We start from the raw sequence: 12,772 nt of genomic DNA, 5'->3' as shown, positions 1-12,772 counted from the left end.
TACGTCGTCCCGACGAGCTCAGGACGCCTTCTTACGCAGATTGTCGACGAACTTAATCAGCTCGATGGTCTTGTTGTAATCCTCGTTGGCGATCGGTTCCCAGGGCTTGTTCTTGCCGTCGGAGAGCTTCTTGAAAGCCTCGGGGTCCTTCTGGGCCGCATCGAGGAAGGCCTTCTTGATCGCGGCTTTCATGTCGTCCGGGAGGCTGCTGAGATAGGCGTAGGGCGAGTTGATGATGAGGTCGGACTTCACGATGATGCGGAAGTCCTCCTTCTTCATCACGGTGCCGTCGGCCGACTTGACCATGCCCTTGTTGAGCATGCGGGTCAGGTTGGAATCGTCGTCGGCGTTCCACCAGTTGGCGGCGACGTCGACGGTGCCCTGGGCCAGCGCCAGCACCGCATTCTCGTGGCTGCCGGTGAAGACGACCTTGGAGAAATAGGCGTCGGGATCGATGCCCATCGCGTTCAGCTTGAAGCGGGGCATGTTGTTGCCAGAAGTGGAATTCGGATCAACAAGCCCCAGATTCTTGCCCTTGAGGTCCTCGATCTTCTGGTACGGCGATTTCGCCAGCACGTAGAACACCGAGTAATAACCCTTCGAGCCATCGGAATTGACGTCGATGACGAACGCATCGGTCTTGACGCCGGTCAGACGTGCGCGCGAGAAGGAGGCCGGGCCGTAATAGCCGATGTGGATGTTGCCGGCGCGCTGGCCTTCGATGACGGCGGCATAGTCGTTGGCGACGCGCAGCGTGACCTTCACGCCGAGTTCCTTCGACAGATAATCGACGAAGGGGCCGTAACGTTCGGTGACGCCCGAACCGTTCTCGGCCGGGATCACGGCAAAGGTGATCTCCGGATATTTCGACTTCCAGTCTTCGGCGGAAGCGGATCCGGCAAAGGTCAGCGCGGCAGCGCCGGCAAGAACTAATCTGCGAGTGATCATGATGCCCTCTTCATCTGACAGGATTGGTTGACGGAAAAACTGGTAACGACGGATGCGACGCGGCTCAGGCCGCGGCGGCCGTTCCGAGTGCCGGAACGCCCTCGGGCGCCGGGGCAGGTGTGCCGCCCATGACGTCGGCGGCTTCGAGATCGTAGAGCTCACGCGCGACGAGGTCGGTCAGCGCGGACGGCGCGCCGTCGAACACCACGCGGCCCGCCGCCATGCCGATCAGGCGATCGCAATAGCTGCGCGCCAGGTCGAGCGAATGCAGGTTGCACAGCACGGTGATGCCGAAATGCTTGTTGATGCGCAGAAGCGCATCCATGACGATCTTGGTGTTGCGCGGATCGAGCGAGGCGATCGGCTCGTCGGCAAGGATGATGTCGGGCTGCTGCACCAGCGCCCGCGCGATCGCGACGCGCTGCTGCTGGCCGCCGGAGAGCTGGTCTGCACGCTGGGCGGCGAGCGCAGCGATGTCGAACTGTTCGAGCGCGGACATGGCCAGCGCCTTGTCCTGCTCGGGCCAGATCTGCGACAGCGAGCGCCAGGCGGGCATAGTGGCAAGACGCCCCATCAGCACGTTGGTCAGGACATCGAGCCGGCCGACCAGGTTGAACTGCTGAAAGATCATCGCCGAGCGCGCCCGCCACTGCCGCAGCTCCTTGCCGCGCAGTGCGGTGACGTCGAGACCATCGAATACGATACGGCCCTGCGTCGGCGTCACCAGGCGATTGATCGTTCGCAGCAAGGTCGACTTGCCGGCGCCCGAGCGCCCGATCACGCCGACGAACCCGCCGGGGGAGATTTGAAACGAGGCGTCGTCCACCGCGGCTTTTGCGCCGAAGCGGCACGTCAGACCTTCAACCACCAGCATGCAGGGCTCCAGAGTAGCTGGAGCCCACCGCTATCGCCGGCCTTTAACGTCTGTGTGACACGGCGATTGCGGTGCGGCGATCCTACACACCTCATCCCCTGTCATCGCGACGTCATGATGATGTCATCGAGCGACTCGATGACGAGCCCCCGCCCTCTGATTTTAGGATGCAACATGGCCAAGGCGCTATCGGTCGAGCCGACCATCGATCCTTCGGCGAAGCTGCACGAGACCAGTCTCGGCGCTTATACCGAAGTCGGCGCCCGCACGATCCTCCACGAAGTCGCGATGGGCGACTACTCCTACGTCGTGAACGACGCGCAGATCACCTACACCACCATCGGAAAATTCTGCTCGATCGCGGCGATGACGCGGATCAATCCCGGCAATCATCCGATGCATCGCGCTACGCAGGCGCATTTCACTTACCGCTCCAGCGCCTACTTCCCCGGCGAGAGCGACGATCACGAGTTCTTCGACTGGCGGCGCCAGCATCGCGTCCATATCGGACACGACGTCTGGATCGGCCATGGCGCGGTGGTGCTGCCGGGCCGCAACATCGGCACCGGCGCCGTGATCGCGGCCGGCGCCATCGTCACCAAGGACGTGCCGGCCTACACCATCATCGCCGGCAACCCGGCGCGGATCGTGCGGCGGCGGTTCTCGGAGGAGGTTGCCGGGCGGCTGGCCAAGCTGGCATGGTGGGACTGGGATCACGACAAATTGCGTGCAGCGCTGCCCGATTTCCGCAAGCTCGCAATTGAAGATTTCCTGACGACATACGAAGCAGGGGCGCATTCCCCGTCCAGCAAACGAAGCGCGGTCGCGTGACAGACATTTTCATCGAAGGTGGCCGGACCCTGATCGGCTCCGAGCTCGCCGAAGTTTCACTCTCCGTATCCGGAATCGACATCGCGCGGATCGATGCGCCGCGCGGCCGCGCGCGGCTGGCGATCGACGCGCGCAACCTGCTGGTGCTGCCCGGCATCGTTGACATTCATGGCGACGCTTTCGAGCGCCAGATGATGCCGCGGGCCGGTGTCGACTTCCCGATCGACGTCGCGCTGGCTGACACCGACCGCCAGGTGATCAGCAACGGCATCACCACGGTGTTCCACGCCACGACATGGTCGTGGGAGCCGGGCCTGCGCAGCGGCGACAATGCACGGCGCCTGCTCGAGGCGATCGAGCGGCAACGCCCGCACTTCGCCGCCGACACCCGCTTCCACCTGCGGCACGAGACCTACAATCTCGATGCCGAGGCCGAGATCGGCCAATGGCTGGCCGCGGGCCGCGTCGACCTGTTCGCCTTCAACGACCACATGGACGGGGTCGTTGCCGACATCTCCAATCCGCGCTAGCGCAACCGCATGGTGGAGCGGACCGGCCTGTCGAGCGACGACTTCGACGGGCTCGTCGCGCATATCGTCTCGCGCTCTGCCGATGTTCCGGCCTCGATCACCCGGCTCGCAGCGGCGGCGCGCGCGGCCGGAGTGCGGATGCTGTCGCACGACGACGCGACGCCGGCGATGCGCAAGTCGTTTCGCGACATGGGCGTGATGCTCGCCGAATTTCCGACCAACGAGGAGACGGCGCGCGAGGCCGCGGCGGCCGGTGATGCCATCGTCTACGGTGCGCCGAACGTCGTGCGGGGCGGCAGCCACACCGGCTGGACCAGGGCTTCGGACATGATCGCGAAGGGTCTCTGCTCGGTGCTGGCCTCGGACTATTATTACCCGGCGCCGCTGCTCGCTGCCTTCCGCCTTGCCGCAGACGGCGTGCTGCCGCTGAGCGAGGCCTGGAAGCTGGTCTCGTCGGCGCCCGCGCAAGCGACCGGCCTGACCGATCGCGGCACGCTCGCTGCCGGCCATCGTGCCGATATCCTGCTCGTGGACGACAGCATGCCGCTGCGGCCACGGCTCGTCGCAGTGCTCGCGGCCGGCAAGCTCGCGCATCTCACCGATGCAACGCGGCTCCGCGGCGCGGCTGCGACGCCGCGCGAGACTGTCGTTGCGGTATAAATTGGTTATGCTCGGGCAATGACAGGTTTCCCCCGCTACGCGATCTATTTTGCCGCCGGCACCGACAACGCACTCTCGCGCTTCGGTGCCGAGTTGCTCGGCTACGAGGCTTACACCGGCGACGAAGTTTCGTTTCCGCAGGAAGCGCTGCATGTCGCGCCGGACTGGCACGACATCACGACAGACCCGCGCAAATACGGCTTTCACGGTACGCTGAAGGCGCCGATGGCGCTGGCGTCCGACAAGACCGAGGCCGAGCTGGTGGCGGCGAGCGCGGCATTCGCCGGGAAGGCACGGCCGATTCCGGTGATCCGGCCCGTGGTCGACTCTATCAGCGGCTTCATCGCCGTCATTCCGACCGAGCCGGTCGAGGCGCTCCAGCAACTGGCCGCCGATTGCGTCCGCGATTTCGATTCCTTCCGTCCGCGCCTGACGGCCGAAGACCGCGCGCGGCGTAGGCCGGAGAGGCTCACTGAGCGCCAGCGCGACTATCTCGATCGCTGGGGCTATCCCTACGTGATGGAAGAGTTTCGCTTCCACATGACGCTGACAGGCCGGCTCGATACGGAACGGCGCGGGCCGATTCTTGAGATGCTGCGGGCGCGGTTTGCGCGGCTGAAGCTCGATATTCTCGTGATCGATCGCATCACACTGTTCAGGCAGGATGATGCCGAGGCGAGATTCCGCATCATTGGCGAGTGGATGTTTGCCAATTAACCGAAGTCGCGCAGCAATCTCAGTGTCGACCCGGCGCAGGCCGGGACGAGAGCGGAGGTTGTGGCCGACTGCTTTGCCCCTACTTCCCCCACCGCAGTGCCAGCGCGTCGCGCTCCTTGGCGAGTTCCAGCAGCCCTGCCTTCGTCGCCGGATGCAGCGGTTGCAGCGGATGGCGCACGGCGTCCGACTTGATCACGCCGCCGGCCTGCATCATGGCCTTGCAGGCGATCAGGCCGCACTGGCGGTTCTCGTAGTTGATCAGCGGCAACCAGCGCTCATAGGCGGCCTTCGCCTTCTCCCGGTCGCCCGCGAAATAGGGATTGATGATCTGGCGGATACCGTCGGGATAGCCGCCGCCGGTCATCGCGCCGGTCGCGCCGGCATCGAGATCGGCCATCAGGGTGATCGCTTCTTCGCCATCCCATGGGCCCTCGATGTCCTTGCCGCCCGCCTCGATCAGGCTGCGGAGCTTTGACGCCGCGCCCGCCACCTCGATCTTGAAATAGCGAATGTTGGAGAAGTCGCGCGCCAGCCGCGCCAGCAGCTCGACCGATAGCGGCGTGCCCGCGACCGGCGCGTCCTGGATCATGATCGGAATGTTGATCGCGCCCGACAGCACCCTGAAGAATTCGACGATGCCCTTCTCCGGCACGCGGAAGGTGGCGCCATGATAGGGCGGCATCACCATCACCATGGCCGCACCGGCGGCCTCGGCCTGCTTGCTGCGCGCCGCGCACACCGCCGAGCTGAAATGCGTGGTGGTGACGATCACGGGCACGCGGCCCGCGACGTGCTCCAGCACCGCATGCATCACGCTCTCGCGCTCGGCATCGGTCAGCACGAACTGCTCGGAGAAATTGGCGAGGATGCAGATGCCGTTCGAGCCCGCATCGATCATGAAATCGATGCAGCGGCGCTGGCCCTCGAGATCGAGCTCGCCGCGCTCGTCGAAAATGGTGGGTGCGACCGGGAACACGCCGCGATAGGGGCGCTGGGCGTTGTGTGGGGTGACCGGCATCGAAATTATCTCCCTGTCGTCCTGCCGTTAGTTTTGATCCGCCTGCGGGCAGGTCGGAGTATGGTACCGCTACCATTTACAGGGCACACGCACGCGCGGCAATGCCCATCCGCGCGCCGTTGAGCAGGGAATGAAGGCTTAGGCGGACTTCACCGCGCCGAGGAAACCCTCGACTGCGACGCGGAGGCGGTCCGCGTCGGCCGACATCTTGGTCACCGACTGGGACAGCCCCGTACCGGCGTTGCCGGTCTCCTGGTTGAGCTTGGCGACGCTGCCGATGGTGTCGGTGACCTCGCGCGTGCCTTGGGCGGCATGCTGGAAGTTGCGCGAGATCTCGGTGGTGGCCGCGCGCTGCTGCTCGACCGCGGCCGCAATCGCGGTCATCTTCTCGTCGATGCCGCTGATGGCCCCGCCGATCGAGCGGATCGCAGCGACCGCCTGCCCGGTCGCGCCCTGGATCTCCTCGACCTGGCGCGAGATCTCCTCGGTCGCGGTCGCGGTCTGCGCCGCGAGGCTCTTGACCTCGCCGGCAACCACCGCAAAGCCGCGGCCGGCTTCGCCGGCGCGGGCCGCCTCGATGGTTGCGTTCAAGGCGAGCAGATTGGTCTGGCCGGCGATGGCGTGGATCATCTTCACGACTTCGCTGATGCGGCCGGCGGTCTGGTCGAGGATTTCGACGGTGGCGTTGGTCTGTTCCACCTGCGACACCGCTTCGCGCGCATCGCGTGCGCTGGACTGCACCTGCGCGGAGATCTCGCCGACGGAGGCCGAGAGCTCCTCGGTCGCAGCTGCGATGCTTTCGAGATTGTTGGTGGCCTGCTCGGCGGCAGACGAGACCGCAGCGGTCTGGCTGCTCGATTCCGAGACCAGCGTGCGCACGTCGGTCGCCGTGGCGTCGAGCTCCCTGGTCGACGCCGCGACGCTCTGGATCACGGCTTGCACCGTGTCGTCGAAGCTGCGGCAGGCGGCGTCCACGGTGCCCGAGCGGGCGAGCTGCAGTGCCTGCTGCGATTCGCGCTCCTGTCCGAGGCGCTCTGCGGTGGCCGCGCTCTCGCGCAGGCTTTCGAGCGCGGCAGCCATGGTGCCGAACTCGTCGGGATAGCGGGATTGCGGCACCGGCGTCGCATAATCGCGGGCGCCGATACGGGCGATCGCATCGAGAATCGCGCGCACCGGGCGCATCAGGCGATTGCGCACGACGTAGACGCCGGCCAAGGTCACGGCCAGTGCGATCAGGAACGCAAGCGACTGCACGACGAGGTTGGTCAGCGCCTTGGCTTGCACCGCCTCCGCACGCGCGATCGACTGGTCGAGCGCCTTGGTCGCGACCCCGACGATGAGCGGGAACGGCGACTGACAGAGCTTATTCCAATCCGCCGCCGCCATCGCGGGCTTGCCGCTGCCGTCGAAATTCCTGGTCAGATCGCCGATCTGCTTGAGCACGCCGTCGGTCTTGGCCTTTGCATCAGTGGCCGCGGTGACCAGGTCCGCCGTCACGTCGGGCGCGGCCAGCAGTTCGGCCATGCCGGACCAGCCGGAAGCGATGGTGCCGTCCCACTGCGCCAGCGAGCGCTTCTGGGTGTCGTCGAGCGGCTTGCTGCTGTTGACGTTCGAGCGCAATGCCGAACAATGGATTCCATAACGGTCGCGCACCTGCCAGGCGAGCCGGCGGACCTGTATCATGCGCGCGATGTAGGGATCGTTCATCCAGGCGCGATTCGACACCGCCGTAGAGGCGAGGTTTGCGGTGTCGATGACCTTGGTGACCGCATCGTACCAGGAATTGGTCCGCTCGATCTTGCGCTCGGCGCGCGGACGCTTGGCCTCGTCATAGAACAGCTGGAATTGCGGTGAGGCCCCGCCCCAGCGCTGCTTCAGCGTGCTGGCGAGCTCATCGCGGCGGGCGAAATCGACCGTGGCGAGCGCTGCGTTGATGCCGTCGTAGCCACCCTGCTCTGCCTTCTCGGCTTCGGCTAGCTTTGCGCGAGGATCGTCATCGCCGAGCAGCGCGCTCTGGGCGTCGCCGCGATTGTTGCGCAGGGACAGCACACCGTGGAAGATCGCCTTGTCGGCCGCGGCAAGCCGCGCGGTCTCGAGACTGTCATTGTAGCGACCGAAAGCCCCGACCATCTGCATCGCCGTCGAGGCCAGCGCGCCGATCGCCAGCAGGGCCATCAGGGTCAGGAGGAGCGAGCTTACCGATTTCTTGAACATTGCCATGAGTCACAAGGGGCCTACTTCCAGGAGTGGCCACCTTGCACCGCGACATGCCAATGTTCCGTTAAGGTTTTAGTCAAATGCTGGGAATTCCGCTTTGCCAAACCTTTAATCAGGCCCGCATCGTCACGAAACCTTCGTGAAATTGGGCGGACGCCGCTCGGCGAACGCCGTGAACGCCTCGCGCGCCTCGGCGGTGCGCAGGCGTTGCGCGAACTGTTCGCCCTCGGCCAGCATCTGCGCGACCAGCGCCTCGCCATTGCGCATCAGCTTCTTGGTCGCGGTGAGCGCACCGGCCGGCTGCCGGGCCAGGCGCTGGGCCAGCGCAAGCGCCTCGGCATCGAGCTTGTCGAGCGGCACCACGCGGTTGGCGAGCCCCCAGTCCAGAGCGGCCTTCGCCGGCACGGTCTCGCCGAGCGCAAACATCTCGTAGGCGCGGGCATAGCCGATCCGCGCCGGCATCAGCAGGCTTGACGCGGCCTCCGGCACCAATGCGAGGCTGACGAAGGGGGTCGACAATTGAGCATTCTCGGCGAGCACGACGAGATCGCAATGTAGCAACATCGTGGTGCCGACGCCGACGGCGCGGCCCTGCACCGCCGCGACCAGCGGACGGGTGCAGCGCGCCAGCGACTGGATGAAGCGGCCGACATGACGGCTGCCTTCTGACCTGCCGCTCGCCACGGCCGCGAACTCGCCGACATCGTTGCCGGCGGTGAACATGTCGCCCTCTCCGCGGATCAGCAGCACGCGCGCGGACGGATCGAACTCGGCGGATTCGATGGTGTCGGCGAGCTTGCCATACATCGCATCCGTCAGCGCGTTCTTCTTGTCGGGGCGCGCCAGCGTGATCGTGAGAATTCCGCCGTTGGTTTCAACCCGCACATGCTCGGTCATGAGTGTCTCCTCTTATTCCTCTGGATATCTTGCGGTGTCTCTTGGAAACTTGTCCTGAATGCTCGTCAGCCAGCGCGCGACGATCTCGATCTCCGCACTGGTAAATCCCTCCGTCAGTGCGGCGTTGACCGCGGCCGCGTCGGTCTTCGCCTGCGCCAGCACATTGCGGCCCTTCGGCGTGAGCCATACGCGCCAGGCGCGGCCATCCTCGCGATCGGCGCGCCGCTCGACCAGTTTTGCCGCCGCGCTGCGATCGACGAGGCCCGAAATGCCGCCTGGTCCCATGTCGAGCGCCGCACCGGCCTCGCCCATGAGAACCCCATCCTGCTTGCCGAGGATGAACAGCAGCCCCGCCTGCGCCGGCGTCACTTCATTCTGCGGCTGTGCCGCCATCCAGCGCTGCAAGCGGCGTTGCGCGACGCTCAGCAGATAGATCAGCCGGTGGTGCCTCGCCCCAGGCGATTTACTTCGCATGCGAACTATATAATTGGCGCTAACCGGATTGTCAAAGGGACCGCCGGGGCGATTTGGCGCGGCAGCCGTCGAGGAACAGGGCCGCGCAGGTCTCCACGCGACGCTCGATCTGCCTGCGTGACGGCAGGGCCGCCCCGCCATAGATCGCTGCGCGCTGCGGCGCCGATGCGACCATGCCGATCAGCATGCCGGCCACTTCCTCGGCGTCGTCGAGGACGATGCGCTTGCGCTGGACCTGAAGGCGCAGCCAGCCGGCCAGCGCCTTGGCGGTGCGGGCAATGCCGTTGGTGTAGAAATTTGCTGCAAGCTCGGGGAATGTGGTGGACTGCTGGAGCACCATGCGCTGCAACGCCACGACTTCGGGATCGAGTGCGAGATCGGCGCAAGCCATCAATGCGGCGCGCAAGCCGGTTTCGATATCGACGTCGTCGCTCGCCTGGAGATCGACGGCAGAGAGCAGCCGCTCGAGCCGGTCGGCGCACATCGCCTCGAACAGCGCAGCCTTGCCCGGAAACAGACGATACAGCGTCTTGGTCGAGATGCCGGCGCGGCGCGCCAGCTCTTCGGTGCTGGTGGCGGCATAGCCTTCGACGGCAAACGCATGCCGCGCGGCTTCGAGGACGATTCTCGTCGTCTCCTCGTCGCTGCGCACCGGCGGCCGTCCGCGCGGGCGGCTCTCGTCCGAAGGTTTTGCCCGAGCCATGTCTTTACATGATGCATGTCATTCCATTGACAATTCCAAAGCTAATCTCATTTTGGAAATCGTCAAGTTTCCTAATTCAGGGGAGCCGGCCATGACCGTCCACACCACCCCATCTGCTGCCGCCCAGACTGCCCTTCCCGCGTCCGTGCTGGAGGGCGTCCTGCCCGGCACACCAGCCGTCGCCGTCGGGAAAAAGATCAATGTCCGCAAGCTGTTGCTAATGGGGGCTGCGGTCGTGGCCCTCGCCGGAGCGAGCTGGTACGGCTACGATTACTGGACCGTCGGCCGGTACCTGGTCTCCACCGATGACGCCTACGTGAAGGCCGACAACACCACCATCGCGCCGAAGGTCAGCGGCTATCTCAACCGTGTCCTGGTCGCCGATAACGAGCATGTGAAGGCCGGCCAGGTGCTGGCCAGGATCGACGATCGCGATTTCAAGGTCACACTCGATCAGGCCAAGGCAGACGTGTTGGCGGCGAACGCCACCATCTCCAGCAAGGAAGCGCAGATCGAGGTGCAGCAGGCGGCGATCAAGGCCGCGCGCGCCACGCTCGACGTCGACCAGGCCAACCTCACTTTCGCCGCGCAAGACAACAAGCGCTACACCGATCTAGCCGCGACCGGCTCAGGCAGCGTGCAGAATGCGCAGCAGGCGCAGTCGCGCAACGCCGGCGCCGAGGCCGCGATCCAGCGCGACACCGCCAATCTCGCCTCGGCGCTCAAGCAGGTCGACTTGCTCAAGGCCGAGATCGTGCAGGCCAGGGCCACCGCAGCGCGCGCGGAAGCCGTGCAGCACCAGGCCGAGCTGAACCTCGGCTACACCAATGTCGTCTCGCCGATCGACGGCGTGGTCGGCAATCGCTCCTTGCGCGTCGGCCAGTTCGTGCAGGCGGGCACGCAGCTGATGTCGATCGTGCCGACCGAGGGCGCCTACGTCGTCGCCAACTTCAAGGAAACGCAGCTCACCAACGTGAAGTCCGGCCAGTCCGTCGATATCGAGGTCGACATGTTTCCGGGTCAGATCGTGCACGGTCACGTCGATTCTATCGCGCCGGCCAGCGGCCAGGAATTCGCGCTGCTGCCGCCTGATAACGCCACCGGTAATTTCACCAAGGTGGTGCAGCGCATCCCCGTCAGGATCGCGCTCGATCACGAACACGGGCCTGCCATCGCGCTGCGACCGGGCATGTCCGTCATCCCCACCATTGCAACACGTTCGACCGCGCCGACCGCGAAGGCGGCCGATGCGTCAAGGGCAAAACTCGTTTCCGGAGGGTCGTGCCATGTCAAACAGCCTCTCACTTTCGACGCAAGCAACACGGGGCGCGACGTCTAATCACGTCGCCGCTGATCCCAACCGCGCGAGCGCCGCGGTCTGGGTCGCCGTGCTCGCGGCGATGATCGGCTCGTTCATGGCGATCCTGAACATCCAGATCACCAACGCCTCGCTGGCCAACATCGAGGGCGGCATCGGCACCGGCGCCGACAACGGCTCCTGGATCTCGACCTCGTATCTGATCGGCGAGATCATCGTGATCCCGCTGACCGACTATCTGAGCCGCGTCTTCACGTTCCGCCGCTACATGCTGGCGAGTGCGACGTTGTTTGCGGCCTTCTCGGTCGCCTGCGCCTTCACCCACGACCTGCCGTCCATGATCGCGATGCGCGGCCTGCAAGGGTTTGCCGGTGGCGTGCTGATCCCGATGGCGTTCACGCTGGTCCTGACCAAGCTGCCGAAGCCGCAGCAGCCCGTCGGACTCGCGATCTTCGCGCTGTCCGTGACCTTTGCCCCGGCGATCGGCCCGACCATCGGCGGCTATCTCACCGAAACCTATGGCTGGCGCACCATCTTCTTCGTCAACGTGGTCCCGACCGCCGTGATGGTCACCGCGCTCTATCTGACGCTGGAACGGCAGAAGATGCAGCTTGGCCTTTTGAAGGACGGCGACTGGGGCGGCATCCTCACCATGGCGATCGGCCTGTCGGCGCTGCAAGCCGTGCTCGAGGAAGGCAACAAGGACGACTGGTTTTCCTCGCCCTTCATCGTCAAGCTGGCGGTCATTGCGGCCGTCAGCCTGACGCTGTTCGTTGCAATCGAGCTCAACATCGAGAAGCCGCTGATCCGCCTGCTCCTGCTGAAACAGCGCAATTTCGGCTTCGGCACGATCGCGATGACCATGGTCGGCTTCGCGCTGTTCGGCTCGGTCTATATCCTGCCCGCCTATCTCGGCCAGGCGCAGGGCTACAATGCCGAGCAGATCGGCAATGTGCTGGCCTGGACCGGCCTGCCGCAACTCGTGCTGATCCCGCTGATCCCGAAACTGATGCAGCGCTTCGACACGCGTTACATCGCCATCACCGGGCTCCTCATCTTCGCCTATAGTTGCTTCATGAACACGGCGATGTCGCCCGACTATGCCGGCGACCAGCTCTGGATTCCGAACATCGTGCGCGCCGTCGGCCAGGCCATGGTGCTGACGCCGCTGACCTCGGTGCTGACGGGCGGCATCGCGCCGCAGGACGCGGCCGCGGCCTCCGGCATCAGCAACATGTTCCGCAATCTCGGCGGCGCGATCGGCACCGCAACGCTCGCCACCATCATCACCAAGCGCGAGCAATTCCACTCCAACATCATCGGCCAATCGGTCACGCTCGGCCGCGAGGAAGTCCGCACCCGCCTCGCGCAGATGACGGACTACTTCGTCGCCCATGGCGTGCCCGACCCCAACGCCGCGCGCGAGCAGGCCATCATCGCGCTGGGCAAGACCGTGAAGCGCCAGGCGCTGGTGATGGGCTATTCCGACGCGTTCGCCGTCATCGGCGCGGTGCTGGTGCTCGCCGCGATCGCGGTGGCGCTGACGCGGCGGGTGAAGGCGGCCACCGGTGGCGGCACGCACTAG

The 12,772-nt window shown here is 65.4% G+C and carries 11 protein-coding genes and 1 pseudogene; 5 read left to right on the top strand and 7 right to left on the bottom strand.

The annotated features are described in order from the left end of the window. Window positions 1-18 precede the first annotated feature (18 nt). Both phnD and phnC read right to left on the bottom strand, forming a co-directional pair. Complete coding sequence (gene phnD, locus XH90_RS04195; RefSeq protein ID WP_194479351.1) at window positions 19-948, bottom strand: phosphonate ABC transporter substrate-binding protein; 930 nt, start codon at window positions 946-948, stop codon at window positions 19-21. A gap of 64 nt (window positions 949-1,012) precedes the next feature. Further along, window positions 1,013-1,822, bottom strand: coding sequence for a phosphonate ABC transporter ATP-binding protein (phnC, locus tag XH90_RS04190; RefSeq protein WP_194479350.1), 810 nt, complete (start codon window positions 1,820-1,822; stop codon window positions 1,013-1,015). 174 nt (window positions 1,823-1,996) lie between these two features. Here phnC and XH90_RS04185 point away from each other — a divergent pair, with 174 nt between their 5' ends. The 3 genes and pseudogenes from XH90_RS04185 (at window position 1,997) to XH90_RS04175 (ending at window position 4,560) form a co-directional block, all read left to right on the top strand. Then, on the top strand, window positions 1,997-2,653 hold the full coding sequence (locus XH90_RS04185) for a chloramphenicol acetyltransferase (RefSeq protein WP_194479349.1): 657 nt from the start codon (window positions 1,997-1,999) through the stop codon (window positions 2,651-2,653). Next, window positions 2,650-3,843 (top strand): annotated as a pseudogene (locus tag XH90_RS04180) (alpha-D-ribose 1-methylphosphonate 5-triphosphate diphosphatase). The gene XH90_RS04185 and the pseudogene XH90_RS04180 overlap by 4 nt, the downstream one beginning before the upstream one ends. Window positions 3,844-3,861: 18 nt before the next feature. After that, window positions 3,862-4,560: a DUF1045 domain-containing protein gene (locus tag XH90_RS04175; RefSeq protein ID WP_194479348.1), complete on the top strand. Its 699-nt coding sequence runs from the start codon at window positions 3,862-3,864 to the stop codon at window positions 4,558-4,560. A gap of 79 nt (window positions 4,561-4,639) precedes the next feature. Here the strand turns inward: XH90_RS04175 and XH90_RS04170 are convergent, their stop codons facing one another. From XH90_RS04170 to XH90_RS04150, 5 genes are all read right to left on the bottom strand, one after another. Then, a complete protein-coding gene (locus XH90_RS04170; protein ID WP_194479347.1) occupies window positions 4,640-5,578 on the bottom strand; it encodes a dihydrodipicolinate synthase family protein in 939 nt (312 codons plus the stop codon). Window positions 5,579-5,716: 138 nt separating this feature from the next. After that, complete coding sequence (locus XH90_RS04165) at window positions 5,717-7,798, bottom strand: methyl-accepting chemotaxis protein (RefSeq protein ID WP_194479346.1); 2,082 nt, start codon at window positions 7,796-7,798, stop codon at window positions 5,717-5,719. A gap of 123 nt (window positions 7,799-7,921) precedes the next feature. Beyond that, window positions 7,922-8,692, bottom strand: a complete 771-nt coding sequence (locus tag XH90_RS04160; protein WP_194479345.1) for an enoyl-CoA hydratase — start codon at window positions 8,690-8,692, stop codon at window positions 7,922-7,924. Window positions 8,693-8,704: 12 nt separating this feature from the next. Beyond that, window positions 8,705-9,166: a MarR family winged helix-turn-helix transcriptional regulator gene (locus XH90_RS04155; protein WP_194479344.1), complete on the bottom strand. Its 462-nt coding sequence runs from the start codon at window positions 9,164-9,166 to the stop codon at window positions 8,705-8,707. Window positions 9,167-9,197: 31 nt separating this feature from the next. Continuing rightward, window positions 9,198-9,869, bottom strand: coding sequence for a TetR/AcrR family transcriptional regulator (locus tag XH90_RS04150; RefSeq protein WP_194479343.1), 672 nt, complete (start codon window positions 9,867-9,869; stop codon window positions 9,198-9,200). A 91-nt stretch (window positions 9,870-9,960) separates the two neighbouring features. Here XH90_RS04150 and XH90_RS04145 point away from each other — a divergent pair, with 91 nt between their 5' ends. Together XH90_RS04145 and XH90_RS04140 are read left to right on the top strand one after the other, a co-directional pair. After that, entirely contained in the window at window positions 9,961-11,208 is a 1,248-nt protein-coding gene (locus XH90_RS04145; RefSeq protein ID WP_194479342.1) for an HlyD family secretion protein, read from the top strand. After that, the gene (locus XH90_RS04140; RefSeq protein ID WP_194479341.1) at window positions 11,156-12,772 is read left to right on the top strand and encodes an MDR family MFS transporter; all 1,617 of its coding nucleotides are present in this window, start codon (window positions 11,156-11,158) and stop codon (window positions 12,770-12,772) included. The genes XH90_RS04145 and XH90_RS04140 overlap by 53 nt, the downstream gene beginning before the upstream one ends.

The organism is Bradyrhizobium sp. CCBAU 53338 (assembly GCF_015291665.1).
Classification (GTDB): Bacteria; Pseudomonadota; Alphaproteobacteria; order Rhizobiales; family Xanthobacteraceae; genus Bradyrhizobium.
The sequence above is the reverse complement of the archived record's forward strand: the minus strand, read 5'-3'. Positions and strand labels throughout refer to the sequence as shown.